The sequence below is a fragment of the Algiphilus aromaticivorans DG1253 genome (assembly GCF_000733765.1).
GTDB classification, from domain to species: domain Bacteria; phylum Pseudomonadota; class Gammaproteobacteria; order Nevskiales; family Nevskiaceae; genus Algiphilus; species Algiphilus aromaticivorans.
This window is the reverse complement of sequence record NZ_JPOG01000001.1, coordinates 411,782-438,554: the sequence shown is the minus strand read 5'-3', so window position 1 is coordinate 438,554 and position 26,773 is coordinate 411,782. Positions and strand designations below refer to the sequence as shown.

At 68.4% G+C, this 26,773-nt stretch carries 22 protein-coding genes and 2 riboswitches; of the genes, 15 read left to right on the top strand and 7 right to left on the bottom strand.

Translation table 11 applies throughout. The features are described 5' to 3' along the window. Positions 1-21: 21 nt before the first annotated feature. Both U743_RS02095 and U743_RS02090 read left to right on the top strand, forming a co-directional pair. Positions 22-534, top strand: a complete 513-nt coding sequence (locus U743_RS02095) for an FHA domain-containing protein (protein WP_043765168.1) — start codon at positions 22-24, stop codon at positions 532-534. 23 nt (positions 535-557) lie between these two features. After that, positions 558-1,694 carry an EAL domain-containing protein gene (locus U743_RS02090; protein WP_043765167.1) on the top strand — a complete coding sequence of 379 codons (1,137 nt, stop codon included), beginning with the start codon at positions 558-560 and terminating at the stop codon, positions 1,692-1,694. Between the two features lie 7 nt (positions 1,695-1,701). On the opposite strand, the gene U743_RS02085 is transcribed toward U743_RS02090, so the two are convergent. From U743_RS02085 to U743_RS02075, 3 genes are all read right to left on the bottom strand, one after another. Next, the gene (locus U743_RS02085) at positions 1,702-2,559 is read right to left on the bottom strand and encodes a PA4780 family RIO1-like protein kinase (protein ID WP_043765165.1); all 858 of its coding nucleotides are present in this window, start codon (positions 2,557-2,559) and stop codon (positions 1,702-1,704) included. Between the two features lie 217 nt (positions 2,560-2,776). Further along, positions 2,777-3,214, bottom strand: coding sequence for an MgtC/SapB family protein (locus tag U743_RS02080; protein WP_043765163.1), 438 nt, complete (start codon positions 3,212-3,214; stop codon positions 2,777-2,779). Between the two features lie 174 nt (positions 3,215-3,388). Further along, positions 3,389-4,888, bottom strand: a complete 1,500-nt coding sequence (locus U743_RS02075; RefSeq protein ID WP_043770727.1) for a flavin-containing monooxygenase — start codon at positions 4,886-4,888, stop codon at positions 3,389-3,391. Positions 4,889-5,069: 181 nt separating this feature from the next. On the opposite strand from U743_RS02075, the gene U743_RS02070 reads away from it, so the two are divergent. Then, a complete protein-coding gene (locus tag U743_RS02070; RefSeq protein ID WP_043765161.1) occupies positions 5,070-7,433 on the top strand; it encodes a putative bifunctional diguanylate cyclase/phosphodiesterase in 2,364 nt (787 codons plus the stop codon). A gap of 71 nt (positions 7,434-7,504) precedes the next feature. Next, on the top strand, positions 7,505-9,970 hold the full coding sequence (locus tag U743_RS02065; RefSeq protein WP_043765159.1) for a heavy metal translocating P-type ATPase: 2,466 nt from the start codon (positions 7,505-7,507) through the stop codon (positions 9,968-9,970). A 6-nt stretch (positions 9,971-9,976) separates the two neighbouring features. Here U743_RS02065 and U743_RS02060 read toward each other — a convergent pair whose 3' ends face one another. After that, the gene (locus U743_RS02060) at positions 9,977-10,522 is read right to left on the bottom strand and encodes a hypothetical protein (RefSeq protein WP_043765157.1); all 546 of its coding nucleotides are present in this window, start codon (positions 10,520-10,522) and stop codon (positions 9,977-9,979) included. A gap of 107 nt (positions 10,523-10,629) precedes the next feature. On the opposite strand from U743_RS02060, the gene U743_RS19220 reads away from it, so the two are divergent. After that, complete coding sequence (locus tag U743_RS19220) at positions 10,630-10,806, top strand: hypothetical protein (protein WP_198021883.1); 177 nt, start codon at positions 10,630-10,632, stop codon at positions 10,804-10,806. 237 nt (positions 10,807-11,043) lie between these two features. Here U743_RS19220 and U743_RS02055 read toward each other — a convergent pair whose 3' ends face one another. Beyond that, positions 11,044-11,922 (bottom strand): GGDEF domain-containing protein, encoded by an 879-nt coding sequence (locus U743_RS02055; protein ID WP_052367425.1) that lies wholly within the window; start codon positions 11,920-11,922, stop codon positions 11,044-11,046. Positions 11,923-12,068: 146 nt separating this feature from the next. Here U743_RS02055 and U743_RS02050 point away from each other — a divergent pair, with 146 nt between their 5' ends. Next, complete coding sequence (locus U743_RS02050; RefSeq protein WP_052367424.1) at positions 12,069-13,589, top strand: hypothetical protein; 1,521 nt, start codon at positions 12,069-12,071, stop codon at positions 13,587-13,589. Positions 13,590-13,796: 207 nt separating this feature from the next. Beyond that, positions 13,797-14,396, top strand: coding sequence for a pyridoxine/pyridoxamine 5'-phosphate oxidase (locus U743_RS02045; protein ID WP_043765155.1), 600 nt, complete (start codon positions 13,797-13,799; stop codon positions 14,394-14,396). 11 nt (positions 14,397-14,407) lie between these two features. On the opposite strand, the gene U743_RS02040 is transcribed toward U743_RS02045, so the two are convergent. After that, positions 14,408-15,856, bottom strand: a complete 1,449-nt coding sequence (locus tag U743_RS02040) for a PepSY domain-containing protein (RefSeq protein ID WP_043765153.1) — start codon at positions 15,854-15,856, stop codon at positions 14,408-14,410. Positions 15,857-16,041: 185 nt separating this feature from the next. Then, a riboswitch (cobalamin riboswitch) is annotated at positions 16,042-16,254 on the bottom strand. Between the two features lie 35 nt (positions 16,255-16,289). Beyond that, a riboswitch (cobalamin riboswitch) is annotated at positions 16,290-16,559 on the top strand. A gap of 129 nt (positions 16,560-16,688) precedes the next feature. Between U743_RS02040 and U743_RS02035 the strand changes: the two genes are divergently transcribed. From U743_RS02035 to U743_RS02000, 8 genes are all read left to right on the top strand, one after another. After that, positions 16,689-18,689, top strand: coding sequence for a TonB-dependent receptor plug domain-containing protein (locus U743_RS02035; protein WP_052367423.1), 2,001 nt, complete (start codon positions 16,689-16,691; stop codon positions 18,687-18,689). A gap of 26 nt (positions 18,690-18,715) precedes the next feature. Then, positions 18,716-19,054, top strand: coding sequence for a precorrin-2 dehydrogenase/sirohydrochlorin ferrochelatase family protein (locus U743_RS02030; protein WP_156966300.1), 339 nt, complete (start codon positions 18,716-18,718; stop codon positions 19,052-19,054). A gap of 128 nt (positions 19,055-19,182) precedes the next feature. Then, positions 19,183-19,491 carry a heat shock protein HspQ gene (gene hspQ / locus U743_RS02025; RefSeq protein ID WP_043765151.1) on the top strand — a complete coding sequence of 103 codons (309 nt, stop codon included), beginning with the start codon at positions 19,183-19,185 and terminating at the stop codon, positions 19,489-19,491. 86 nt (positions 19,492-19,577) lie between these two features. Beyond that, positions 19,578-21,218 carry an amidase gene (locus U743_RS02020; RefSeq protein WP_052367421.1) on the top strand — a complete coding sequence of 547 codons (1,641 nt, stop codon included), beginning with the start codon at positions 19,578-19,580 and terminating at the stop codon, positions 21,216-21,218. Positions 21,219-21,281: 63 nt separating this feature from the next. Further along, positions 21,282-22,013 carry a YceI family protein gene (locus U743_RS02015; RefSeq protein WP_043765150.1) on the top strand — a complete coding sequence of 244 codons (732 nt, stop codon included), beginning with the start codon at positions 21,282-21,284 and terminating at the stop codon, positions 22,011-22,013. Positions 22,014-22,129: 116 nt separating this feature from the next. Further along, entirely contained in the window at positions 22,130-23,008 is an 879-nt protein-coding gene (locus tag U743_RS02010; protein ID WP_043765148.1) for a M24 family metallopeptidase, read from the top strand. 1 nt (position 23,009) lies between these two features. Then, positions 23,010-24,758 (top strand): SDR family oxidoreductase, encoded by a 1,749-nt coding sequence (locus U743_RS02005; protein ID WP_043765146.1) that lies wholly within the window; start codon positions 23,010-23,012, stop codon positions 24,756-24,758. Between the two features lie 9 nt (positions 24,759-24,767). Next, complete coding sequence (locus U743_RS02000; RefSeq protein ID WP_043765144.1) at positions 24,768-25,703, top strand: metal-dependent hydrolase; 936 nt, start codon at positions 24,768-24,770, stop codon at positions 25,701-25,703. On the opposite strand, the gene U743_RS01995 is transcribed toward U743_RS02000, so the two are convergent. Continuing rightward, a complete protein-coding gene (locus tag U743_RS01995; protein WP_043770708.1) occupies positions 25,661-26,716 on the bottom strand; it encodes an AraC family transcriptional regulator in 1,056 nt (351 codons plus the stop codon). The genes U743_RS02000 and U743_RS01995 overlap by 43 nt on opposite strands. Positions 26,717-26,773 lie beyond the last annotated feature (57 nt).

The following is a 26,773-nucleotide window of genomic DNA, read 5'->3' as shown; positions in this document are numbered from 1 at the left end:
TGCGCCGGGGGGTCGCTGAGCATGGGTGAAACGAAGTCCGAAGCTGCGGAACGCAAGGGGCCTCAAGGCACGCAGATCTTCTCGCAGGACGAACTCGACCGATTGATCGCCGAGTCGGTCACTGACGCCGGCGCGCGCGCACCGGTCTCGCTGCGCGGCGCATCGGAATCGGTAGCGGGCCGCGTCGTGCCGTTGGAGAAGGAACGGATGCTCATCGGCCGCGCCAAGCACTGCGACATCGTCATCAACGAGCCAAGCATCTCCGCCGAGCACGCCCGGCTGACACGCGAGGCAGACGGCTGGCATCTCGCCAATCTGCTGTCCACCAACGGCACTTTCGTCAATGACAAGCGCGCCACGCGCGCCGTGCTGCAACACGGCGATCATCTCCGCATCGGGCGTATCGACTTCGTCTTCGAGGCACCCGAGCAGCAGCTACCCGCGGCTTCAGGCGGGCGGCAGCTGCGTTTGATGGCGGGATTGCTGCTTCTTGCTGTCACTACCGCCATCCTCGCCTGGACGCTGGTGCGCTGAGCGCACCCTGCCCGGCTCCATCCATGGCATCAAGCACTTTCGTGCGCGCCTACGCGCCCGGCGAAGCCATCTTCCGGCAGGGGGAAACCGGTGACGAGGCCTTCGTGGTGGAGAGCGGACGCGTGTGCATCGCCAGCGACTCGGGCGAAGAAATAGCGCAACTGGGCACCGGCGAGATCTTCGGCGAGATGGCGCTGTTCAGCCGCGCGCCGCGCATGGCAGGGGCGACAGCGGTGGAGCCGACGCAGCTGCGCGCCATCAGCCGCTCGCATATCGAGGAGCGGCTGGAGGTGACTGACCCGCTCCTGCGCCACGTGCTCTCCAGCGTCATGGAGCGCCTGCGCGCAACCACCGACCGGGCCGCCACGCCGACACCAAAAGCGCGGCGTGATCAGCATGCCCGGCAGGCGCTGCGTGCGCTGCAGCGCGAGCACGCCATCATCAACGGTCTGGACGCCGGCGAGTTCGAGCTGCACTTCCAACCGATTCTACGCCTGTCCGACCGCCAGCCGGTCGGGCACGAGGCGCTGGCGCGGTGGCGGCACGACGGAACGCTGATCCCGCCCGGCGAGTTCATCCCGGTCACGGAACGCTCGCAGCTCGCGACACGCTTCGGCCGCTGGGTGGCCGCAACCGCCTGCGCCAGCCTGCCCCGGCTGGCGGCGGCGAGCGCCGCCGATGGCTACATCTCCATCAATATCTCCACGCACCAGTTCGGCGACGCGACGCTGCTCGAAAGCATGGCCAGCCAATTGGACGAGTTGGGCATGCCGGCGTCGGCGCTGCGGCTGGAGATCACCGAAACGCAGCTGCTCGGCGACTGGGAGGCTGCCATAGCCTGGCTCGACACCGCACGCGCGCTGGGCATGGGCGTAATGCTCGACGATTTCGGCACTGGCTACAGCTCGCTCGCCTATCTACACCGCCTGCCACTGACCGCGCTGAAGATCGATCGAAGCTTCGTCGGCACGATGCTGGTCGACGGCGGCAGCCGGAAGATCCTGCGCACGATCACGCTACTGGCGCGCGACCTGGGCGTGGATTGCATCGCCGAAGGCATCGAGGAGGAGACGCAGGCCGAAGCTCTGGCCGAACTCGGTGTGCTCTACGGCCAGGGCTATCACCTGGGCTGGCCCGAACCGCTGCAGGATGCTGCCTGAACAGTCTTCAGTCCTCGCCTTCGGCTTCCTCGCGCCCACGCTGACGCGCTTCGGCCTCGCGGCGGGCTTCCTCGATCTGATCAAGCACGGCGTCAACATCGGCATCGTGCTCCTCGACCGTGAAACGGCCGGTCAATACCGCCTCCGGCGTCAACTCCCCGGCCTCGTAGAGCGCCCAGATCTCGCGCGCGTATTCGCTGGCGAGAAGCTCCGGCGCGAAGCGCCCGAAGGTGCTGCGCAGATTGTTGACGTCGCGCGCCAGCATGCGGAAGGCGTTGTTGTTGCCGGCGGCGTCCACCGCCTGCGGCAGATCGATGATGACCGGCCCGTTGGCATCGACCAGCACGTTGTATTCGGAAAGATCGCCGTGGATGACGCCCGCGCAGAGCATGCGCACGATCTCGCCAATCAGGAAGGCGTGCCATTCGCGCGCCTGTTCCGCCGTCATCGCCACCTGACCGAGTTGCGGTGCGGTGTCGCCTTCGGCGTCGACGATGCGCTCCATCAGCAGCACGCCGTCGAAGACACCCATCGGCTCGGGCACGCGCACGCCGGCCTCGGCCAAGCGATAAAGCGCGCTGACCTCGGCATTCTTCCACTGGCTTTCCTGCACCTTGCTGCCGCGCTTGCTGCGCCGGTTCATGGCGCGCGCATCACGGCTGCCGCGGGCGCGGCGCCCCTCTTGGTATTCAGCCAGGCGATGAAAGCCGCGATGGTCCACATCCTTGTAGACCTTCGCGCAGCAGACCGTGTCACCGCGGCGGATGACGAAGATCTCGGCTTCCTTGCCGGACTGAAGGCGATGCAGCACCTCGTCGATGACGCCATCGTCCAGCAGCGGCTGTAGGCCGCGGGGTGTCTTCACGGCGTGCCCCGCAGGGAAGCGCCGACTATGCGGAGAGAGAGCAGGAACACTATTTCTTGCTTGCCTTCTCAGCCTTGGCGGCGCGCTTCTCGCGCAGGGTCATCAAGGGCTTCTTCTTGACGTTCTTCTTGCTGTCCAGGGACTTGCTCATGCAAAGCTTCCTCCGGCCTTGGCCGGTGTGATTTCCCGGTACGGGAGCGCAAATGGTAGAGCATCACTAGTCAGATGAGGGGCGCGGCTTAACCTGCCGGAAGACGCGCAGCGTGAACAGGGTCATGACGGCGAGCACCACAGCGATCTCGTAGCGGTTCCAGCCCACGGCGGCACCGATGGCGCCGGTACTCCAGATAGCCGCGGCGGTGGAGGTTCCGGAGACACTCCCCTCTGATTTCAGGATGGCACCGCCGCCAATAAAACCGATGCCGGACATCAGCCCGTAGAGGATGCGCGCCTGGGCGGCATCGCCGGACAGGACCTCGTTGCCGATCAGGATGTAGCCGCAGCAGGCCATCGCCACCAGCGGGAAGGTGCGCAGGCCGACGCCGCGTGCCTCGCGCTCGCTGTCCCAGCCGATGGGCAGTGCCAGCCCATAGGCGATGAGCATATGCGTCAGATGATTGACGATGAGCCACCAATTGATGTCGGGAATGGTCATGCAGTCGGTTCCCTTGCCGTAAGAGGGTGCGCCTTTCCACCGCGCCGGAAGACGCAAAAGATCCTTGCAGGATCAGCGGTATACGCGATAAATCCGGGAATCCGGCCCATCGGCGCGGCGAGGACGAGACCCTCGCCACGCCGAAGATTGCCCGGCTTCGAGTACCGTGCCGCGCTAGGCGGCAGCGACCGGCCGCGCCTGCGACGAAGCCTTCTGCGCCGTGGACTCGAAGACGAGATGCCCGTCGTCGATGGCCCCCTCAAGCAGTTCCTTGAGGTCACGCTCGTAGTGATGCTCGACGCGCCAGGGATAATCGCGGCCCTGCCGCGGCAGATGCGAGCGGCCGCGCTGCACGTACCCTGACTGCAGGGCATCCATGATGGTTTCATCCTCGATCTTCTCGCCGGCAGGTGCGCGCGGCGTCACGACGGCATGCCCCTTGGCATCCATGTGATTGAGCAGGCGGCAGATGTAGCGCGAGGCGATATCGGCTTTCAGCGTCCACGGCGCATTGATATAGCCGAAGATCCAGGCCATGTTGGGGATGTCCTGCATCAGCACCCCCTTGTAGCTCATGCCCTGATTGACCGGCATCTGCTGACCGTCGACGCGCAGCTCCATGCCACCCAGAACCTGCATCTGCAGGCCGGTAGCCGTCACGATGATGTCCGCCTCCAGCTCCTCGCCGGATTTCAGGCGGATACCGCTCTCGGTGAAGGTCTCGATGTGATCGGTGACGATCGAGGCCTTGCCTTCCTTGATGGCGGTGAAAAGATCGCCGTCCGGCACGGCGCAGAGGCGCTCGTCCCAGGGGTTGTAGTCCGGCTTGAAGTGGCGCATGTCGACCTGATCGCCGAGCTGACGCTCAACATTCCTCAGGAAGAAGCGACGCATGGCCTTGGGCCAGCGTTTGGAGGCCTTGTAGATCCAGCGCTGCAGCACGACATTGCGCTTGCGCGCCAGCGAATAGACCCAGGATTCCGGCAGCACGTGGCCGAGCAGCTCGGAGAGCTTGTCGTAGGCCGGCACCGAGAAGATGTAGCTCGGCGAGCGCTGCAGCATGGTGACGTGCGCGGCCTTGTCGATCATGGCCGGCACCAGCGTCACGGCAGTGGCGCCGCTGCCGATGACCACCACGCGCTTGCCGCTGTAGTCCAGATCCTCCGGCCAGTGCTGCGGGTGGATCTGCTGACCCTGGAAACGCTCAGCACCGGGGAATTCGGGCAGATAGCCCTGATCGTAGTTGTAGTAGCCGGTGGCGCCGATCAGGAAATCGGAGGTAAAGCGCTGCTCCTCGCCGCTGTCCTCGTCGGTGGCGATCACCACCCAGCGCCTCTGGCTGCTGGACCACTCCGCCGACGTCGTCTTGACGCCGAAGCGGATCTTCTCCTCGACGCCGTACTCGCGCGCGGTATCGCCCACGTAGTTACGAATCGACGGCCCGTCGGCCAGTACTTTCAGCTCGTTCCAGGGACGGAACTTGAAGCCGAAGCTGAACATGTCGGAATCCGAACGGATGCCGGGATAACGGAAAAGATCCCAGGTGCCGCCGATGGCCTTGCGGCGCTCCAGAATGCCCACCTGCTTGTCCGGGCACTCCATGGCCAGGTGGCAGGCGGCGCCGATGCCCGAAAGGCCGGCGCCAATGATTAGTACGTCGTAATGCTGCGACATGCTGCGCTCCTCCTCGTTGTGCGCACGCTTGATATCGAGAATCTGGACCCACCGGGCGCCGAGTGCAAGCCGAGCCACCTCCTGTCGCGACAACACTGCCGTCCCTCGCGCCGACATGGCAAGCGTTGCGCAGCAGCGGTACACCGCGCATCCTCGGAGCACGACAGGAGGAGATCGCTGCATGCAGAGCCCGCGTCCGCTGATCCGTCGCCTTAGCGCACCGGGCGAGGCATCGCAGCCGCCAAGCCCCGAGAGACAGGCTGTACGAGCCAGCGGGGTCTACGTGCTGCTGGCACTGGCGTGGATCAGCGCGGGTGACTTCCTGCTCTCCGAATATCTGTTTGCACCCGCCACGTCTTGGTGGCAACACAGCCTCAAGGGGCTGCTATTCGTCGCAATTACCAGCCTGGCGCTCTACTTTCTATTGCGGAGCACGCTGCGGCGCGAGGCGCGGCTGCGCAAGGACGCGGAAGCCAGCACCGAGCGCCTGCGCATGGCGCTGCAGGGCACCGGCGCCGCCACCTGGATCTACGAGGCGAGCGGCCGCGAGCAGGCGCTCGAGCAGGGCCGCATGCAGCCGTCCCCCGAGCTCAAGGCCCTGGCGGGCCGCCAAGCCGACGAAGCCCCGCACGATCTCAAGGGCTGGATCGCCCTGGTACACCCCGACGATCGCCTGCGCATGGAGCAGCTGTCGGGCAAAGCCCGCAGCGATCAGCTGAGCGAAATCGAGCTCGGCTTCCGCGTCCGCCACCGCGACGGCGACTGGCGCTGGCTGCGCACGCGCGCACGGCGCGAGCAGGACGCGGATGGCCGCAACTACTGGCTGGGAATCGTCTGGGATGTCACCGCCGAGCACCGCAGCACCGAGCTCGGCAGCCTGCTGACCTCGCTGTTCGACAATGCGCGCGAGGGCATCCTCGTACTCACCAACAGCGGCCGCATCCTGCGCGCCAACAGCACCGCAGCGCGGCTACTTCAAGCCAGCAGCGAGCAGATCGAGGGACGGCGCTTCGACGGAACGCTGCTCGGGCTCGGGGAGGAGCGGCTGCTGGACGAGGCGCTGCGGGCGGCGCGCCACCGCAGCTACTGGGCCGGTGACTTCCGCGGCCGCGACGCCGACGGCGCGCGCTGCCTGTGGTCGCTGCGCGTATCGGTCGTGCACAGCAGCGCGGGCAGCCACGCCGGCTTCCTGATCATCCTCAACGACGTCAGCAGCGAAGCCGACACACGCGAACGCCTGCGACTCCTGACCCATTTCGACCCCGTCACCGGGCTGCCCAACGCCGCGCATTTCCGGGACCTTGCCGATGCCGAGCTGGCCACCGCGCCCGGCCTGCAGCGTGTGCTGATGGCCCTGGACCTGGACCGCTTCCAGCCCATCAACGAGACTTTCGGCACCAGCGCCGGCGACATGGTGCTCGCCGAATGCGGCGCGCGTCTGCAACGACTCTGCTCCACGGGCGGCGCCGCCAGCCGCGCCTACGGAGACAGCTTCGCCATCCTGAGCCCGCCGCTACCCGACGACACCGCTGTTACCTCCTGGCTGCAGCAGGTCGAACGCGCGTTGGCGCAACCGATCAGCGTGCAGGCGCGCAACCTGCGCCTCACCTTCAGTGCCGGTGCGGCCGTCTGGCCCGAGGATGGCGAGGACACTGCCGAGTTGCAGGCGCATGCCGAAACGGCGCTGACACGCGCGCGCACGACCGGCGGCGCCTGCTGCATCCGTTACAAGGCAGCCTATAGCCGGGTCAGCGCACAGGAGCTGGCGCTGGAGGAGGCGCTGCGCACGGCGTTGGAGGACGACGATATCGACTGCTTTCTGCAGCCGATCGTCGCGCTCGACGACGGGCGCGTACTGGGCGCCGAGGCTCTGGCCCGCTGGCGCCACGACGGGCAGTGGATCTCCCCGGCGGCCTTCGCGCCCATGGCCGAAGCACGCGGCATGGCCGGCGCGCTCGCCGAGGCCATGCTGCGCAAGGCAGCGGATGCGATCCGACGGCTGCAGGCGGAGAGGCCTCTACCCGAAGGCTTCCGCGTCAGCGTCAACCTTTCGGCGCTGCAGGTGGACGAGAGCCTGCCCGATTTCGTTTGCGATGCGATCACGCGCAGCGGCATGCCGGCTTCGCGTCTCTGCCTGGAGCTGACCGAATCGGCCGTGATGCAGCACCCGGACATTGCGATACCCGCGCTGGAGAAACTGCGCGCGACTGGAATCACCTTGTCGCTGGACGATTTCGGCACCGGCTATTCCTCGCTGACCCAGCTGCAGCGCCTGCCGCTCGACTTCCTCAAGCTCGACCGCGACTTCGTTGCGCGCCTGCCCGAGGACGAGGCATCGCTGGAGATCGTGCGCGCCATCATCGCGCTGGCGCGCATCCTGGATCTGCAGACTATCGCCGAAGGTGTCGAGAACGAGGCGCAGCGCGACAGCCTGCGCGAACTCGGCTGCGACGCCATGCAGGGCTTCCTGCTGCTGCCGGGCGTGGCGCCTGAGGATTTCGCTCGCTGGCTGGCCGATCAATCCGTCACGGACAGCAAGACTTGACTCTGTAGCAGGCTACAGGGCTTAGGCTGGTGACTCAGCCGGCAGACCGGCAGCGCAACAGGAGCTTCACCATGACCGCCGACTCGCAGCAGACCGCCACGCTCACCGTCCCGGGCATGGGCTCGGACCATTGCGCCGGCATCGTGCGCAGCGCACTGGAACGCGCCACCGGCGTGGCCAGTGTGCAGACCAACACGGCGGCGCACCGCGTCGAGGTGCGCTACGACGGCGCTCAACTCGACGCCGGCAAGCTGCGCGGCATCGTCGAAGGCGCCGGCTACGATGTCGCCGCCGTCGATGACGGCGGCGACGCCGCGGTGAAGCTGGTCGTGCCCGGCATGGGCTCGGACCACTGCGCCGGCATCGTCGCCACGGCGCTGCGGCGCGTCGACGGCGTGACGGCGGTCGATACCAACGTCGCCAGCCACACCGCCACGGTGAAGGGCCGCGCGAGCGCCGAGGCGCTGCGTTCAGCCGTCGAGGCCGCCGGCTACGACGTGGCCGAGACGCGCCAGGGCGAAGGCCGCGAGGATGCGCGCGCCGAAATCGAGGAAGCCTATCTGGCGCAGGCGAAGAAGCGGCTGTGGATCGCCGGCGTGCCCACCGCGCTCATCATGAGCCTGATGATGCCGCATATGTTCTGGGCTCCGATCCCGGGCTATCTGGCCATCGTCGCGCTGCTGGCCCTGCCGGTGGTCTTTCTCTTTGGGGGCTGGGCGACGCACCGCTCGGCATTCCGATCGATGGCCAGCGGCGGCTTCAACATGGATGTACTGATCTCGCTGGGCAGCCTGCCGCCCTATCTGATCGGCCTGGTCGGCTTCGTCTATCCGATGACCTCCTTCATCGAGATGGCATCCACGATCATGACCTTCCACCTGCTCGGTCGCTATCTGGAGGCGCGCGTCAAGGGCAATGCCTCGCAGGCCATCAAGCGGCTGCTCACCCTGGGCGCCAAGACGGCGCGCGTCGAGCGCGACGGCGCCGAAGTCGAGGTACCGATCAATGAGCTGGCGGTAGGCGATGTCATGGTCATCCGCCCGGGCGAGAAGATTCCCACCGACGGCGAAGTGATCGACGGCGGCAGCCACGTCGACGAGTCCATCGCCACCGGCGAATCCGTTCCGGTCGAGAAAGGCCCCGGCGACGAAGTGCTGGGCGCGACCGTCAACAGCGAGGGTCGCCTGCGCGTTCGCGCCACGCGCGTCGGCGCCGACACTTTCCTGTCGCAGATCATCCGCCTGGTCGACGAAGCGCAGGGCTCGAAGGTGCCCATCCAGGAGTTCGCCGACCGCGTCACGGCGCGCTTCGTGCCGATCGTCATCGCCATTGCCGCAGCCAGCTTTCTGCTCTGGCTGCTGTTTGCTGACAATCTGCGGCCGGTGCTCGAATGGGGCGCGACCTTCCTGCCGTGGGTGGACCCGGGCGTGGCCACGCCGGTGGCGGCCATTCTCGCGGCGGTGGCGGTGCTGGTCATCGCCTGCCCTTGCGCGCTGGGCCTGGCTACGCCCACCGCGCTGATGGTGGGCTCCGGCATGGGGGCCGAGCGCGGCGTGCTCATCCGCTCCGGCGAGGCTATCCAGACCATGAAGGACATCGCCGTGGTGGTGCTCGACAAGACCGGCACCATCACGCGCGGCCAGCCGGTGCTCACCGATGTCGTGGCTGCCGAGGGCTTTGAAGAGAACGAGGTGCTGCGCCTGGCCGCGGCCGTGGAGAATGCCTCCGAGCATCCGCTGGCACGCGCAGTGGTCGATGGCGCGCGCGGACGCGATCTGGAGATCGCCGAGGTCGGCGACTTCGCGTCGGTAACCGCCCGCGGCGTGCGCGGCCGCGTCGACAACCGGGACATCCTCATCGGCAACGCCCGACTACTGGGCGAGTCCGGGATCGATACCGGCGCTCTGGAATCCGAGCTGAAGCGGCTGGAAGAAGCCGGCCGCACGGCCGTGCTGGTGGCCGCCGACGGCAAGGCCATCGGCATCGTCGCCTGCGCCGACAGCCTCAAGCCGGACTCGGCCGACGCCATCAAGGCCATGCATGCCATGGGCCTGCGCGTGGTGATGATCACCGGCGACAACGAGCGCGCAGCAAAGGCCGTGGCCGCCGAGGTCGGCATCGACGAGGTCCAGGCCGGCGTGCTGCCGGAAGGCAAGGTTGCCGCCATCCGCGCACTGCAGGAGCGCTTCGGTCAGCGCGTTGCCATGGTGGGCGACGGCATCAACGACGCGCCGGCATTGAAGCAGGCGAATATCGGCATCGCTATCGGTGCCGGCGCGGATGTGGCAATCGAGGCCGCCGACGTCACGCTGGTGCGCGGCGAGCTGGGCAAGGTCGTCGAGGCCATCAAGCTGTCGCGCGCAACCTTCGACAAGATCGTGCAGAACCTGTGGTGGGCCTCGGGCTACAACCTGGCGGCCATTCCCATCGCCGCTCTGGGCCTGCTGCACCCGATGATCGGCGTCGTCGCCATGACTGCCAGCTCGCTGTCGGTGATCGGCAACTCCATCCGGCTGCGACGACTGCCCGCCGAGTGATCAGGCTCAACGCGCTCGCGTCTCCAGAATTCCCTCGGGAGACTCATCAGCGACACGCTGGACCAGATCGGTGAAACCGCGCAGCTGTTCGTTCAGCGTGATTACGCGCCCGCCATCGAGCTGCAGACGCAGGCGCGCCCGGTAGTTGTCCGGCCGCCAGCCGCCGCCGGGAATGAAGGCGGCGGAATGGATGGCGTCAAAGGCGATCTCGCGCCGGCCGGACCAGCCGCTGATGCGCAGGCCCTGCCCCGGCAGATAGTCGACGCTGGCGCGGTAGCGCGCCAGCGCCACGCCGAACGCGGCCAGACCGACGACGGTGGCCAGAGCGGCAACCAGCAATGCGCCGCTGGCGCGCGCGGCCTCGAAGCCGAAGCTCAGGGCCGCGGCGCCGAGCAGCGCCGGCGTCACGGCGCGCAGCGGGGAGTAGCGATAGCGGCGCCCGCCGCCGCGCAGCCGCAGGCCGCCATCGGCTCCGTCGCGACCCTCGCCCACAGCGAGCAGCCAGCAGAAGGCCGCGGCAATCGACAGCATCAGCGGTAGCAGCAGGTCCATGACAGGCTCAGAGGCAAGGGCGACAAGCCTAAGCCAGTAAGGCCCTCCGCCGCCGGCAGCGAAGCGACATCCCCACTACACTGGGCGTCTCAAGCAACGGAGCCACCATGGCACGGCCAAACTACTCGTTCGAGAAACGCCAGCGCGAGCTGAAGAAGAACCGCAAGAAGGAAGAAAAGCGGCAGAAGAAGGAAGCACGGCAGACTGAGGGCGGCGAAGGCGGCCCCGACAACGCCGAGCCAGGAACCGAAGCCGACACCGAAGACACGCCGCGGCAGGACTGACGTGGCGCGAGATCGCACCGGCCTTCGCGGTCACTGGACATGCGCCACTGGTCTTCCGCTTCCCCGCTGAAACGTTCCTAGCGCCGGCGCGAACTGCTGGCCGCGGGCGCGGGCGCAACGCTGCTCGCCTAGCCTCCGCCGCTGTTGGCGGGCATTGGCTGCTGGCTCGCGAGGCGTTCAGTGCATACCTGAGGCACGCGCCCGCAGTCACTTCGCCCCCGCAGGTGCTCTGCGCTCTCAGAACAATTCGATATCGCCAGAGCGCCGTTGGCGCGCTTCGGGCAGGCTCTCATAGGCAACCACGCGATCGCGCCCACCGTCTTTGGCGGCGTAGAGCGCGCGGTCGGCATACTCCACCAACAGCGGCGGCGCCACGCCGCGCGCGATCGCGCAGAAGCCCGCACTGAGGGTGACATTCCCCACACCGGGGAAACGCTGTTCGGCAACCACCGCCCGGAAGCCGTCCAGGCGCCGCTGCACGGCCTCCGCCGTCTCGCCAGCGAGCACGAGTGCGAACTCCTCGCCACCGTAGCGGTATACACCCTCGCGCACGCCGAAATGGGCTCGCAGCAAGCGCGCCAGCAACACCAACACCTCGTCGCCGAAGAGATGGCCGTAGCCGTCGTTGATGCGCTTGAAATGATCAATATCGAGCAGCGCCAGCCAAGCCTGCCCGGAAGGCAGAGGGCCGGACAGACCCGATGTGACGGCACCCAGCCGCAGGTCGAAGGCGCGGCGGTTGAGCATTCCGGTGAGCTGGTCGCGCTCGGATTCGTCGATGACAGCGAGAAAATTCTCGTAGAGCCGCAAGAAGCTCTGCAGGATGCGCTCGTCACCATCGCGCGGCTCGGCGAGTTGTACGGCCAGCACGCGTCCTTCGCGTTCCACCCCCGCCAGCGGCAGCATGTACCAACCTTCGCCGGCTTCCTCCTGTGTCGCCGCAGCAACATCCTGCATCCGCAACTCGCTGATGGGCAGCATCTCCGAGAGCGTGCGCAACAGGCTGGAACGCAGCGCCGCCCGCTCCTTCTCCCGAGTCAGCGCCACTGCCGAGTCGAGCAGATCGATGGGTGCCGGGGCCGCAGCCTCGGTCGGACGCGATGATAGTGGGAGCACGGTCGTCTCGGCGGCGAGTAAGACGTGCAGGAGAATCCTTTCGACGCGACGTGGGGGAGACCTCCGGAACGGCCGGCAGCAGCGAACCGACATACGGAAAGTCGCGTGCCCGCGGAGGAGCAAGCAGCCTGCGTTAGGCTGCGGCCATGGCACACGCTGCTTCCGGCCCCCATCAACGCCCCTACCTGCCGCCGCCGGCACTGCCCGAGCTGGCCGACACGGTCTACCACCAACGGCGCAACGCGCTGCGCGAATCCCTGCCGCGGCTGCAACGCCTACTCGCCGCGCGCGGGGCATTCCCGGTGCTGTTGGTGCTCGCCGGCGTCGACGGTGGTGGCAAACACGAGAGCATCAATCACCTCGGCCACTGGATGGACCCGCGTCATCTGGACATCCTCGCCTACGCCGAGAACGAGCCGGATAGCGGCCCGGCGATGGCGCGCTACTGGCGCGATCTGCCGCCACGCGGACGCATCGGTCTGGTGCGCTCGGGCTGGTATTCGGCGCCGCTGCTGGCGCGCGTGCACGGCAGCGACGACGACGTGCGCTTCCGGCACCGGCTGGCCCGGATCCGCCGCTTCGAGCGTCGGCTGGTCGATGACGGCGCCCTTGTCCTGAAATTCTGGCTGCATCTGGATGCAGACACCCAGCGCCAGCGACTCGATGCGCTGCGTGCAGACCCGCTCTCAGCCTGGCGCGCGAGCCCCGACCAGTGGCGCAACCTGGCCGAATACGACGACTTTGTCGCCCATTCCGAGCGCCTGCTCGCCGTCACCGACACCCCCCGTGCGCGCTGGCAGGTGCTGGACGGCAGTGCTGCCGGAGCACGCAGCATCATCGTCGCCGAGGCCCTGGCCAACGCGCTCACCCGGCGCCTGCCGCAGCCTCACCGGCCACCGACAGCGCGGCTGGCCAAGCCCCGCGGGGCACGACCAGAGCTGAGCGGGAGTGCACCGCTGCGGCTGCGCAGAACCGACTACAAGCAACGCCTGCACGCGGCGCAGGAAGCCTTCGCGCACCACATGCAGGAGCGCGCCCGCGCCGGGCGCCCCACCATCATCGTCTTCGAGGGCTGGGATGCCGGCGGCAAGGGCGGCACAATCCGGCGACTCGTGCACGGCGTCGATGCCCGGGATCGCCGCATCGTTCCGATCGGAGAACCGGATGCCACCGAGGCGCACCAGCACTGGCTATGGCGCTTCTGGCGCGAGCTGCCGCCTCCGGGCCAGCTACTGGTACTCGATCGCTCCTGGTACGGGCGGGTCCTGGTCGAGCGCGCCGAGGATCTGCTGCCAGCGCCTGCCTGGCAACGCGCCTACCGCGAGATCCGCGGCTTCGAGGCCGAGCTGGTGGAGAGCGGCATCGATCTCATCAAGCTCTGGCTGGAGATCGACGCCGACGAGCAGTTGGCGCGGCTACAGGCCCGCGCCACCGACCCGCGTAAGCAGTACAAGCTCAGCGAGGCAGACTGGCGCAATCACGCCCGGCGAGATGCCTACCGACCCGCTATCCGGGAAATGTTGCAACGGACGCACTGCCCGCAGGCGCCCTGGCTGACGATTCCGGCCAACGACAAGCGCTACCTTCGCGTCGCCGCCATCGAGGGCATCACGGATTGGCTGCGCGGCATCGATGCATCTCCCGACGCGCCGGATCGACTGCCATGAAGCGGCAGCGGTCGCGCACCACGGCGAGCGCCGGCGGGTCGGTCCGGAGAAAGCCGTGATGAGCGAGTACATGCGGCGCTGAATCGACGCCACCAAAGCAAAGTCGCGGCAAACCGCGGAAGGAACACGGGCTGCTGCCCTTGTGCGCAAACGACCAAGCATCATAATCAATGGGCTCCCCGTACTCCGCCCGCGCCCCGAACCACCATGACCGCCAGCGACCACCACTACCGCGAAGCCATAGCGCATCTGCGGCACCTTATCGACCAGGCCTACAGCATGGGCGAGCGCGATCCCACCGCCGCTTCGCTGGCCACCGCGGACGCCCAGGCGCGGCCCTCGGTGCGCATCATCGCGGTGGCCCGCACCGAGGAAAGCGGCCTGCTCTTCTTCGCGAGCAGCAGCAGCGGCAAGGGCCAACAGATGCAGGCCAATCCGCGCGCCGCACTCTGCTTCTACTGGCCCGGCATGCAGGAACAGGCCGTGGTCGAGGGCAAGGTCGTGCTGCTCGATACCGAGGCATCGGACCGCTACTGGGCGAAGCGACCGCGCGAAGCGCAGCTCGGCGCCTGGATGTCCGAGAAGGGCAACTCCAAAGCTGAAGGCGAGGCCGTCAAGGAGCGGCTGCGCGGCTACAAGCAGGAGTTCGACCAGCAGCGCGTGCCGCGCCCCGATGCTTGGCGCGCCTACCGCCTCGAGCCGGACCGCATCGGATTCTGGCCAAGTGGATGGCACCGACTGCGCGCGCGTGTCGACTACCGCCGCGACGCATCCGGAAAGTGGCAGCGCCACCAACAACAGCCCTGAGCGGAGCGAGCCTAGGAGCGCTGCCGCGGCCGCAACAGTGCCGTGCGCAGGCGGCGCCAGCCCACCAGCACGCCGGTGGCCGCCACCAGCAGCCCGCCGAGACTGACCCCGATGACGACAACATCCCAGAGCGGACGGTTGTGGATCAGCCAGGGAAAATCCAGGGAATGCAGCCCGTTGAACCACCAGCGATAGGCACGACGCGCGCGGTCCGCCTTCAGCGCGATGCGCCCGCTGCCCGGATCGAGGTAGAACCAGCGCTGCTCGGCGTCGTCGAGACGCAGCCGCAGCACCGGGAAGACGCGCTCGCCCCGGCTGCTGTAGTAGTAGCGATCGGCCTGCCGCAGCCAGGCGCGGTCGCGCTCGGGCGCCGACATCGCCAGGCGATCGGCCGCGGCCGCAACTTCGTCGCGCGGCAGCGTCTCGCGCAGCGGCCCACCGGCAACGGGTGCCAGACGCGTTTCTTCGCCATCGCGCAGGCGCAACCACCAGCGACCACCGAAGGCGAAGGCCTCGGCCTCACGCGGCTGGAAGCCGCCGGTGCGAAGCAACGTGTCACGCAGACCGTCGGCGAGGATCTCCGGGGGTAGTGGCGGCGCGTCGCCGACGAGTGCAGCGTGCTCCTGCGCGCTGACGCCGTGCAAATCGAAGAGTCCCCAGGGATTCATCGAGAAGAGCCCGCTGAGAATGAAGCTGAAGATCAGCCCGCCGAAGACGAGCCCGCCGGCGTGATGCCAGAAGGCGGCACCGCGATAGGGAATGGGCGATTTGCCCCGCTTGCGACGCCGCCAGCGCCACTGCTTCAACCCGCCCCAGAGGCCAGCCAGTGCCATCGCACAACCGGCCACTGACAGCCAGATGACGAGTTCGCTCCAGGCGCCGGGATGGCGCCGCAGCGCCGTGAAATAGAGCCAGTGACTCACCGCCCCCACCCAGTTCCAGGCACGCTCGGCGCGGGTGGTGTCCAGCAGCAGCTCGCCGGTGGTGCCGGAGACATGCAGCCAGCGCCCACCCTCCAGCGCGACCCGATACAGCGGCCGGTGCGGGTCGTAGCGGCCGGAGACGGTCCATTGATCGTCGTCGATTCGCTGCAGGCGGTGGATCGCCCCGGCAGCGACGTCGCTACGCCGCCCCAGCATCGCGCGCACGGCCTCGGCATCCAGAGACGCCATCGTCTCGCCGGTGGCGGCACCCCGCCACTGCCCGTCGCGGCCGATCCACAACCGGCCGTCCAGCATGCGCAGGCGCGGACGCTCGTCGGGAGTGATGGCGGGCAACGCGGCGTCACAGCAGTGCGCTGCCTGCAGCGGCGGCTGCCCGGCAATCCGTCGGTCGTGCTCGGTGGACGGATAGCCGACGTAGAGCATCACCATGCCCGAGAAGAACCAGAGCACGAAGAATAGGCTGAGCAGCACGCCGAGCCAGCGATGGCCCAGGAAGAGCAGGCGCTTGGGGCTCATGGCCTGCTCCTGCACTGCGCTCGAAGCGTTGCATCCAGAGATGCGCGTAGCGGCCGGCGTTCCGGCACCGCATGCACGGCGACGATGGCGCACGCCGACGCCCGGGGCGGTATGCCCATGGCCTGCTCCTTGTGCCACGCCGCCCGCATGGCTAAGCGAAAAGCGGATGGCGCCGCGCATTGCGCGACGCCGGCGGACGCCAGGCCGGTCTCCGGGCTCGGGAGCGGAAGAGGGTCGAATCTCTTCAGGGAGCAAGCGCCTTCCCATGCCGCGAGGGCACAGTGGCTTCGAGCTTGCTCCGCGCTCCATCACCGTTGCGGGGGCAGCGCCGGAATTCAACCGGCTTCCCGTTTCACCTGCCGCATGCAGCGGCAGGCACCTAGCGCGAAGCAGGATGGTAGCGCAGTTGCCGCGCGCATCCCTCGCTGCTAGCCTCCGTCGCCTTGCACCAGGTGCCCGCCGCGCGATCGCTCGCGCGGCGGGTTAAACGGGAAGTCGGTGCCCGGCGCCATCTGGCGCCGCATGCCGACGCTGCCCCCGCAACGGTGATTGCGCAGCAGGTTCCGCGTTCTTCGCGGCCCCTGCTTCGGCGGACCACTACGCCACTGTGCCCTCGCGGCATGGGAAGGCGGTCCGCCGAGACGATGCTCGACAAGCATCGTCACGCATCAGCCCGTAGACCGGCCCGGTGCATCGAGCCACGCGTCGCGGTGGGCGACGACGGGCCGGTTCCGGCCATCGTCGTCCGCGACGGCGCCGGTCCCGTCCCTGTCCCCGCACGCGTGTCATTCAGCACAGCGCCGTGCGGGTGAGCACGGCGAAGGGGACCGACATGCAGTACCGCAAGGGAATGCGCGCCGTGGCAGCGGGCGCGCTACTGGGCGCTTTCGCAACCGCAACCTGGGCCGCCGACCACGTCGAGCAGCTGGAGGCCGTGGAAGTGCGCGGCGAGCCGGCCGAACGACAGCTCTCCGAGGAGCTCGCCGACTACGGCAACCGCGTCGAAATCGTCGAGCGCGAGCGCATCAGCGCCTCCGGCGCGGTCGACATCGCGCAGGCGCTGCAGATGCTGGCGCCGGGCCTGCATCTGGCGCCCAAGCACGGGCGCTTCGATTACGCCGACATCTCGCTGCAGGGCTCGCGCAACGCCGATGTGCTTTTCCTGATCGACGGCGTGCGCGTCAACAACCGGCTCTTCGCCGGCACCTCGCCGCTCGACACGCTCAGCACCAACATGGTCGAGCGCATCGAGATCCTGAAGGGCGGGCAGAGCCTGTTCTACGGCACGCAGGCAGTGGCCGGCGTGGTCAATATCGTCACACGCGAATTCGCCGAAGCCGCCGAGGGCGAGCTGGCGCTGGGCGCCGGCGATCTCGGCGAGCAGCAGCTCGAGGGCTGGGTGGCCGATGCCGCCGGCAACAGCCGCTTCGTGCTTTCCGGCAGTCACGCCCGCGGCGACGGCTACCAGCCCTATCGTGACGCGCATCTGGAGTCCAGCGCCGAGCGCGGCCGCGAGCGCGGCTACGAAGTCACCAGCCTGGCCGGCCGCGCCCAGCGCAGTTTCGGCGATAACGCGCGGCTGACGGGCAGCTATGTGCGCACCGAAGCCGCGCTGGATTTCGCGCGCCCGACGGACAATTTCAGCACCATCAACGACCGCGACCAGCAACTCGCCACGCTGAACTGGGATCACCGCTTCGACAACGGCTTCAGCTATTTCCTCAAGGCCTACTGGCACCGCTGGGACACCGAGTACACGCGGCTGTATACCACCGAGGATCCCGACCGCCTGGAAGTCGTCAACGACCGCGACCCCTGGGGCTTCGATGACTACGGTCTCAACGTCATGGGGCGCTACCGCTTCAACGGCGGCAGCGAGTGGGTCTTCGGCGTCGACGGCCAGCGCTATTCCGGCCAGGACGCGGTGGTCAACATCAGCACCCAGAGCGAGACCGTCTACGCCGCCTTCCTGCAGTTCCGGCCACGGCTGGCGCTGCTGCCGCATACCGCGCTGGCCGTCGGCGCGCGCCATAGCCGTGCGGACCTCGGCGGCAGCAACACCATCTGGGACGCCACCGCGCGTCACGCGCTTGGCGGCGGCCACTATCTGCGCGCCAAGGCCGGCAGCGCCTTCCGCCTGCCGGACGCCTACCAGCTCTACGCCCGCGACCCGGACCATACCCGCGGCAACGAGAACCTCGACGGCGAGCAGAGCCTGAACTTCGAGCTCGGCTACGGCGGCAGCGCCGCTCTGGCCGGCGCCTACCTGAGCTGGGAGCTGATGGCCTTCCATCGGCGCATCGAGGATCTGATCGCCTCGGTACCGGACGAGAGCGGCCGCTCCACCTTCGTCAACACCGACGAGCGCGTACGCAGCCAGGGCGCGGACATCGTCGGCCGCTGGAGCACCGGCAGCGGTTGGCGCGGCCATCTGGGCGCGACGGTGGCACGCGCCCGCGAACGCGGCAGCAGCGAGCAGATCGACGGCATTCCGCGCTTCTTCGCCAAGGCCAGCCTCGGTCGCGACCATGCCGGCGGCCGCTGGGGCTGGACGCTGGCGGCGGTGCATGTCGGCCGCACCAACGACACGCTACCCGACGGCCTCGGCCGGCAGCGCTACGGCAACCACGAGATCGTCGACCTCAGCACCTACTGGCAGCCCACAGCAGGTAGCCCGCACCGCTTCCAGCTGCGGCTGGAGAACGCGCTGGACGCCACCTACGCCAGCGGTATCACGAGCGCCGAGCGCGACGTCGATGACACGCCCTATCGCGTGGACAACCTCGGCATGCCGCGCAACATCCAGCTGCGCTACCGCTACCGCTTGCTGTGACGGCACCGCTGATTGCATCGCTGGATATGGCCGGCCGCGACTGCCTCGTAGTTGGCGGTGGGCGCCGCGCGCTGAGAACCGTGCGCCATGCGCTTGCGCACGGCGCGCGTGTCACGACGGTCGCGCCGCGGCTGCATCCCGAGCTGCGCGCCCGGCTGAGCGAGGGCGCGATCGCGCATCACGCGACCACCTTTTCACCAGCACAGCTGCGCGGCATGGCAATGGCCTTCGCCGATACGGGTGACCCGGTGATCGACAAGGCGGTCTGCCTGGCGGCCGCGGTCCGCGGCATCGCCGTGCATCGCTTCGACGCCGATCCGCAGGCAAGGGAAGATGGCAAGGACGACCACGTGCGCGCCGCATGACCGCTATGCCGGCACGCTCGCAGCGGAAGCAACGCATCTCCGAGGCAGGGGCGGGCTGTGCTCAAGGCGCAGGCGTGGCAGGCTGGTGCAAGCAGCTCCCCCAAAACCCAGACGGATCGCACCCACTCATGACGCAGCCGAAATTCAGCATCGGCGACATCGTCCACCACAATCGCTTCGACTACCGCGGCGTCATCGTCGACGTCGACCCCGAGTACAGCGGCAGCGAGGCGTGGTATGAGCAGGTGGCGCAGAGCCGGCCGCCGAAGGGCGCGCCCTGGTATCACGTTCTGGTTGACGGCTCCATGCAGAGCACCTATGTCGCCGAGCGACATCTCGAACCGGGCGACAGCAGCCAGCAGATCGAGCATCCGTCACTCGGCCAGTTCTTCGACCGCTTCGACGGCGGGCGCTACCACCTGCGGCGACAGCAGTAATCCCGAGCAGAAGCGCGGCGGGCAGTGCCGGCCCGCTTTGGCACATCGATTGCTTGCGCTAGAGGCCCAAGCCATCGAGTCCTTCCATGTCGTCACGCCTTCGTCGCCCCCTGCTGCTGTCGCTGGGTCTGCTGCTTTCAGCCTGCGGCGGTTCCGGCGCCACCAGCGGCGTTGCCGACGAAGCGGGCTTCCAGCTGATCGAAGCGTCGATCGAGACGACACAGAACGCCCTGAAGGCCGGCACGATCGGCTGCGCCGGCCTGGTTGCCGCCTATCTGGAACGCATCGAGACGCTGGATCGCGACGACAGCACCGGCCCGGCGCTGAACAGCGTGCTCGCCGCCCATCCCGAAGCCATGGCGCAGGCGCGCGCGCTGGATGCCCACCTTGCCGAGTACGGCACGCTGAAGGGCCCGCTGCATTGCGTGCCGATGCTGCTCAAGGACAACTTCGACACGGTCGACATGCCGACCACGGCGGCGTCCCGCGCCATCGCCGGCTCGCAGCCCGCTGACGATGCCTTCACCGTGCAGAGGCTGCGCGGAGCCGGAGCGGTCATCCTCGGCAAGACGACGATGACCGAGTACGCCTTCTTCACGCAGAGTCACAACAGCTTCACGGGACGGGTCGGCGCCGCCTACGACACGCGCGCCGACGCCGGCGGCTCGAGCGGCGGCACCGCCTCGGCGGTGGCGGCGAATCTGGCGCTGGCCGGAACCGGATCCGATACCTGCGCATCCATTCGGCTGCCCCCGTCGAATGCATCGCTGGTGGGCGTACGTGCCTCGATGGGGCTGGTGTCGCAGGACGGGATCGTGCCGCTGTCGCACTTTCACGACGTCGGCGGGCCGATCACCCGCACGGTCGCCGATGCCGCACGGGTGCTGGATGTCATGGCCGCGGTCGACCCTGCCGATGCACGCACGCTCGACCCGGAGCGCTATCAGCCCGCCAGCTACACTGCGGCGCTGAACGCGGACGGACTGGCCGGAAAACGGATCGGCGTACTGCGCAGCTACGGCGGCACCGACGCCTTCGGCAGCGACCCCGCGATCCAGCGCATCATGACGGCGGCGATTGGCGACATCGAAGCGGCCGGGGCGGAAGTGATCGATCCGGTCACGCTGCCCGACTTCGCGTCGGTCTCCGTGCTGGTGCAGGAGTTCGAGACGCACATCAACGAATACCTGCAGAGCATTCCGGAGCCCGTTCGGGGCTCGCTGGACGCCATCATCCTGAGTGGCCAGGTACATCCCTTCATCGAAGCGATCCTGGTCGCAGCCAAGACGCTATCCGACACGAGTTCGGAGCGCTATTTCGCGACGAAGGGGCAGCGCCCGGTCATGCGCGCCTATGTCGAGGCCGAGATGGACCGGCTGGGACTGGATGCGCTGGTCTACCCGCCGGTGCTGGACCCGCCCTTCGCCACCCTGGTCGACGCCGACGCGGAGGCTCTGCTGGCTGCTTTGCTGGACGGCGACAGCGCCGCTCTCGCCAGCAACATCGATGCCCTGACCCAGGGCAGCAACTGCGGCTTCAGCGCCTCGACGGGGCTGCCCTCGATCGTTGTACCGGCAGGCTTCACGGAGGGCGCCACACCGCTGCCGGTGGGCCTGGAGATATTCGGCCGCAAGTGGGACGAGGCGTCGCTGTTCGAGATCGCCTACGCCTTCGAGCAGGCCACGCATCACCGGCATCCGCCGCCGGCCTACACGCCGACGGACTGAACAGCCCCCTTTCCGGCCGCTGCAGCGCTAGGCTGATCCCCTTCGCACCCAGAAGGGACCGTCATGCGCCTGCTCGCCCTGGCCTTTTTCCTGCCGCTCGCCGGCTGCGCTCTGCTGCCTGCCAAGGAACCGCCACCCCCACCGGCCGCGGAGACGACCGTGCCGCAGCTGGCCGATGTCGCCGCGGCACGGCGGGCCGCCGCGGGAGAGGCGACCCGCCTCTATCGCATCGACGCGGCGGCTTCCGAGGTGCGCATCTTCGTCTTCCGCGGCGGCAAGGCGCCCACCCGGGGCAAGAATCACGTGCTGACGACGCCGGAGCTGCAGGGCTTCGTGGCGCTGCGCTCGGAGCTGCCCACCGATGCCAGTTTCATGCTGGGCTTCAGCGCCGAGGCCATGGCACTGGACGACCCGGCGCTGCGTGCGGCCATCGGCGGCAGCTTCGCCAAGCCGCTGAGCGAAGAGCAGATCGAGGGCACGCGCGACAACATGCTGGGCGACTCGGTGCTCGACGCCGAGACCCATCCCGAGATCGTGCTGCGCTCGGTGGAAATCGGCGGCGACTGGCCGATGCTGGTGGCGCGCGTCGAGGTGGCGCTGCACGGCAGCACGCAGGTCTACGACAGCCTGCTGGAGGTACGCCGCGACGACGAGCGGCTAAGCGCCGAGGGCAGCCTGGTCATTCGCCAAACCGACTTCGGCATCACGCCCATGTCCGTGCTGGGCGGACTGCTCGGGCTGCAGGACCCCATCGGTATCCGCTATCGCATCGTCGCACGCGCGTCGGAAGATTAGCGGCGGGCGTCCGTGCCGAACATAACCTTGCCGCGGCAGTCACGTATAGTGACATTGATTAATGACAATGTTCGCGCTAGCCTGTCATTTGGACCGACGATGCGGGGGCAACGGCCATGCACGCCAGCGACCACCTCGACCCCGAGACCCTGGAAGGCTTCCGCCGGGCCCAGCGCCTGGCCTACGACTGCGCCGAGACCATCGCAGCCGAGATGACGCCGGGCATGCGCGAGCGCGATGTCGCCGCACGCATGCAGGACTATCTGGACGATAACGGCGCAGAGGACTGCTTCCATCGTCCCTTCGCCTGGTTCGGCGATCGCACCGCCTTTCGCGGACTGATCGGCGTCTCACAGCTGGGCGGCTTCAACCCGGCCTTCTATCCGGGCAACCGCCGGCTGGAGGCGGACATGCCCTTCATCCTGGACTGCGCGCCCACGGTGCACGGCTACACCGCCGATATCGGCTACTGCGGTGTAATCGGCACCAACCGCATCCTCGACAAGCTGATGGATGACCTCGCCGAATACCGCCAGCTGATCCTGGAGCAGGTGCGCGCGCGGCGCCCGCTGGCCGAGATCAGCCGCGCCGTCGACGCGCTCTGCCAGCGCCACGGCTACGAGCCGCGGCACAAGGCCTACCCCTTCGAAACGCTGGCGCACCGCGTCGAAGTGCTGCCCGACGAAGCGGACACGACGCACTGGACGCTGGGCCGCTTCGGCCTGCGAAATATCCGCGAGCTGATCCGCGATCGCGCGCGCGGCGCCCGCGAAGGCTGGAATCCCATATGGAACAGCTCGGCGGCGTCGGAGCACCCGCCGACGCCGGGGCTATGGGCGGTCGAACCGCACCTGGGCTTCCGCGATGTCGGCGCCAAGTTCGAAGAGCTGCTGGTGGTCACCGAGGACGACGCCTACTGGCTCGACGAGGGCGTGCCGCACGTCCGCCGCTGGCAGGCGCGCGGGCTGTGGCCGACCGCACGGCAGGCGGCCTGACATGACGCCCGCACAAACCGTTAACAGCGGCGATGTCGAAATCGCCGTCTACGAATGGGGGGAGCCGGACGACCGGCCCACCGTCGTGCTGGTGCACGGCTATCCGGATACCGCCAGCGTCTGGCGCGCCACGGCCGAACAACTGGCCGAGCGCTTCCACGTCGTGGCCTACGACGTGCGCGGTGCCGGCGCCTCGACGCGTCCCGACCACACGCGCGCCTACGAGCTGTCGCACCTGGTAAAGGATCTGGCCGCGGTGGTCGACACGGTGGGCCCGGAGCGCCCCGTGCATCTGGTCGGTCATGACTGGGGCTCGATCCAGTCCTGGGAGGCCGTGACCACCGAGCGCCTTGCCGGGCACATCGCCTCGTTCACGACGATCTCCGGCCCGAGCCTCGATCACGCCGGCTACTGGGCCATGGAGCGCCTGCGCGCCGGCGCACCGGAGGGGCTGGCGACCGTGGCGCGCCAGCTGGCGCACTCCTGGTACATCGGCATGTTCCACCTGCCGGCCGTGGCGCCGGCCTTCTGGCAGCGCGGCGGCGAGCGCCTGTGGCCGGCGCTGCTCGAGCGCGTCGAGGGCATCCGCGAGGCGGCACCCAGCCCGACGCAAGCCGCCGACGGCGAGCACGGCATCAAGCTCTACCGCGCCAACTTCCTGAAGCGGCTGTCGCAGCCGTCCGAGCGGCGCACCGACATCCCGGTGCAACTCATCTTCCCAAAGCGCGACCACTTCATGGTGCCGGAGATCTGGGATGACCTGCCGCGCTGGGCGCCGAATCTGTGGCGTTTCGACGTCGACGCCGGTCACTGGCTGCAGGTCAGCCATCCCGAGCTGGTCGCCGCGCGCATTGCCGGCTTTGTCGATCACATCGAAGGGGCCGAGGAGACGCCGCCCCTGCGGCGCGCACGCATGCGGGCGGCGCGGCGCGGCGGCAGCCAATCGGGCCGGCTGGCGCTGATCACCGGCGCCGGTTCCGGCATCGGCCGCGCCACCGCACTGGCACTGGCCGACGCCGGGGCGGACATCATCGCTGTGGACGTCGACGCCGAAGCCGCCGAACGCACGGCCGAGCTCTGCGAACTGCTCGAGGTGGCTGCCTGGTCGCGCTCAGTGGATGTCGGCAGCGTCGCGGCCATGGAGACACTCGCCGGCTGGGTGGGCGAGCACTTCGACGCACCGGACATCGTCGTCAACAACGCCGGCATCGGCATGGCTGGCAGCGTGCTGGAGACATCCGCCGAGGACTGGGAGCGCATCCTGGATATCAATCTGGGCGGCGTCATCCACGGCTCACGGCTGTTCGGCCAGCAGATGCTCGCGCAGGGCCGTGCCGGCCATATCGTCAATGTCTCTTCCGGGCTGGCCTTCCTGCCCTCGCGCAGCACGCCCGCCTACGCAACGACCAAGGCCGCCGTCCGGATGCTGAGCGACTGTCTGCGCGCCGAGCTCGCCGACAGCCGTATCCATGTCGCCGCGATCTATCCGGGCGTGGTCAACACCGGCATCGTCACGCGCACGCGCTTCACCGGTCAGGACGCCGAGACCGAATCGGCGTCGCGCGCGCGCATCCAGAAACTCTACGAGCGCCGCAACCTGAAGCCGGAAGCCGTCGCGGACGCCATCGTCGCGGCGGTGGAGCAGCGCCGGCCGGAGGCGCTGGTCGGTATCGAGGTGCAGGGCCTGCGCTGGCTGTCGCGCCTCGCCCCCGGACTCGCGCGCCGGCTGGCGCGCATCGAACTCAACTAGGAGGCCGCCATGCTCGCTTTTCTTCGAAAGAGCCGTAACGACGACGCTTCCGCCAGCCGCACCGAGGGCGCACTGGTACCACGCAAGGTCGCCTTCGACTGGTCCGACACGCCGCTGGAATGGATCCCCGGCCGGCCATTCGCCAGCCATTTCATCAACGAGATCAATCTGCTGCTGCCTGCCGGCGAGTTCTGGTTCTGCCGGCTCTACAACCAGGCGCTGCCGCTGGTCACCGACGAGAAGCTGCGCGCCGACGTGCAGAACTTCATCCGGCAGGAGGCCATGCACGCGCGCGCCCACGGCGGCGCCATCGCCGAGTACCTCAACGCCCACGGCATCGAGACCGAGTCCAACACCCGCCAGGAGGACTGGCTCTTCGAGGCTCTTCTCGCCGATCGCCCCCTCGGCTTTCCGCTGCCCAAGGCGCTGCAACGGCGCTGGCTGCTCTTCCGCCTTGGCCTGATCGCGGCCATCGAGCACATGACCTGCGTGCTCGGCAAGTACGCACTGCACAACACGGTCTGGGACGAGGCCGGCGCCGATCCGACGCTGCTCGATCTGCTGCGCTGGCACGGCGCCGAGGAGATCGAACACCGCAGCGTGGCCTTCGACCTCTACTGCCATCTGGGCGGCGGCTACGTCTCGCGCTACTACCTCGCCAGCATCGCCATGCCGGTGATCTTCGGGCTTTGGGCGCACGGTGCAGCGCACATCATGCGCCAGGATCCGCGCTTTGCCGACATGAAGCCCAGCGCCTTCCGGCCCTGGATCTGGCTGGAATGGCAGCGCCAGTCGAGGACCGGTCACCTGCCCTCGCTGCCGTGGCTGATAAGGCAGGAGCTACCCTTCTTCCGACCGGACTACGACCCGGTGCAGGAGGCTTCCACCGAAGAGGCGCTGGCCTATCTGGACGGCTCGCCGGCGGCCGCGCGCGCTGCCGCCTGAGACGGCGCGCCGTCGCGGCGGATAGCGCTGGGCGCGGCGCCGAACCAGCGCCGGCAGGCGCGCGTCAGCGCCGACTGCTCGGACAGCCCGACGAGATCGGCGATCTGAGACATCGGCAGATCGGTGGTGGTGAGATAGCGCAGCGCCGTTTCGCGCGCCACTGCGTCGCGGATGTCCTCGAAGGAGCTGCCTTCATCGGCCAGGCGCCGGCGCAGCGTGCGCGGATGCAGGGCCAGCATGGCGGCGACGCGGTCGCGGCTGGCGCCGCCGGTGGACAGGCTGTGGCTGATCGCCAGGCGCACGCGCGCCGATGTGCTCTCGCCCGGCCGCGCGTAGTGGCTCTCCAGATGATGCGCGGCGAGCTGGCGCAGCGCGTCGTTGACCTCGGCCAGCGGCGTATCGAGATCGATGGGCCGGATGAAAAGTGCGGCGAAGGGATCCGCCGCGCGCACCTCCGCTCCGAAGAAGCGCGCGTAGCGCACCATCGGCGCCAGCGGCGTGTGCGGCAGCGTCACCAGTTGCAGCCGGTAATGGCTGCGGCCGAGGAACTGCAGGATGCGGTGCATGACGCCCAGGCTCAGTTCGATGCCCTGCCGCGCCTCCGGCATGCCCTCGACGAGATAGCTGATGCGCAGCTCGGACATCCCCGGCTCGCGCGGGCTGTCGATCAGCGGCGTCAGCGCGATGGCCGGGCTGTGGACGAAGAGATAGCGCGTCGCGCAGCGCAGCGCGTCGGCCACCGTCGCCGAATGCTGCATGGCCACGGCCAGCGGGCCGAGGATGCTGATGTCCTGCGTGCCGGCGAGCTGCAGGCCGAAGTCCGGGCAGTCCAGGCGCTGGGCCGCGGCTTCCAGCAGCTCACCGGTGGCGCGCAGCGAGACGAGCGCATCCTCATCGGCCAAGGCCTCCGCCGTGATGCCGTGCGCGCGCAGCAGCGGACCGGGCGCGCCGCCCAGCCGCTCGACCAGCGGTGCGAAGCCGCGCAATGCGCCCGAACGGATCATTGCGTCCATGGCCACAGGGTCAAAGGATTGTCCCGCAAAGTCAAGCCGCCGGGGCTGGACAGTGGA

Excerpts from the sequence above, each read along its gene's own strand:
- U743_RS02000 (WP_043765144.1), top strand. The coding sequence starts at position 24,768 with ATGCTCGCTTTTCTTCGAAAGAGCCGTAACGACGACGCTTCCGCCAGC.
- U743_RS02095 (WP_043765168.1), top strand. The coding sequence starts at position 22 with ATGGGTGAAACGAAGTCCGAAGCTGCGGAACGCAAGGGGCCTCAAGGC.
- U743_RS02010 (WP_043765148.1), top strand. The coding sequence starts at position 22,130 with ATGCACGCCAGCGACCACCTCGACCCCGAGACCCTGGAAGGCTTCCGC.
- U743_RS02040 (WP_043765153.1), bottom strand. The coding sequence starts at position 15,856 with ATGAGCCCCAAGCGCCTGCTCTTCCTGGGCCATCGCTGGCTCGGCGTG.
- U743_RS19220 (WP_198021883.1), top strand. The coding sequence starts at position 10,630 with ATGGCACGGCCAAACTACTCGTTCGAGAAACGCCAGCGCGAGCTGAAG.
- U743_RS02080 (WP_043765163.1), bottom strand. The coding sequence starts at position 3,214 with ATGACCATTCCCGACATCAATTGGTGGCTCATCGTCAATCATCTGACG.
- U743_RS01995 (WP_043770708.1), bottom strand. The coding sequence starts at position 26,716 with ATGGACGCAATGATCCGTTCGGGCGCATTGCGCGGCTTCGCACCGCTG.
- U743_RS02070 (WP_043765161.1), top strand. The coding sequence starts at position 5,070 with ATGCAGAGCCCGCGTCCGCTGATCCGTCGCCTTAGCGCACCGGGCGAG.
- U743_RS02005 (WP_043765146.1), top strand. The coding sequence starts at position 23,010 with ATGACGCCCGCACAAACCGTTAACAGCGGCGATGTCGAAATCGCCGTC.
- U743_RS02015 (WP_043765150.1), top strand. The coding sequence starts at position 21,282 with ATGCGCCTGCTCGCCCTGGCCTTTTTCCTGCCGCTCGCCGGCTGCGCT.
- U743_RS02090 (WP_043765167.1), top strand. The coding sequence starts at position 558 with ATGGCATCAAGCACTTTCGTGCGCGCCTACGCGCCCGGCGAAGCCATC.
- U743_RS02030 (WP_156966300.1), top strand. The coding sequence starts at position 18,716 with ATGGCCGGCCGCGACTGCCTCGTAGTTGGCGGTGGGCGCCGCGCGCTG.
- hspQ (WP_043765151.1), top strand. The coding sequence starts at position 19,183 with ATGACGCAGCCGAAATTCAGCATCGGCGACATCGTCCACCACAATCGC.
- U743_RS02045 (WP_043765155.1), top strand. The coding sequence starts at position 13,797 with ATGACCGCCAGCGACCACCACTACCGCGAAGCCATAGCGCATCTGCGG.
- U743_RS02050 (WP_052367424.1), top strand. The coding sequence starts at position 12,069 with ATGGCACACGCTGCTTCCGGCCCCCATCAACGCCCCTACCTGCCGCCG.
- U743_RS02020 (WP_052367421.1), top strand. The coding sequence starts at position 19,578 with ATGTCGTCACGCCTTCGTCGCCCCCTGCTGCTGTCGCTGGGTCTGCTG.
- U743_RS02065 (WP_043765159.1), top strand. The coding sequence starts at position 7,505 with ATGACCGCCGACTCGCAGCAGACCGCCACGCTCACCGTCCCGGGCATG.
- U743_RS02035 (WP_052367423.1), top strand. The coding sequence starts at position 16,689 with ATGCAGTACCGCAAGGGAATGCGCGCCGTGGCAGCGGGCGCGCTACTG.
- U743_RS02075 (WP_043770727.1), bottom strand. The coding sequence starts at position 4,888 with ATGTCGCAGCATTACGACGTACTAATCATTGGCGCCGGCCTTTCGGGC.
- U743_RS02060 (WP_043765157.1), bottom strand. The coding sequence starts at position 10,522 with ATGGACCTGCTGCTACCGCTGATGCTGTCGATTGCCGCGGCCTTCTGC.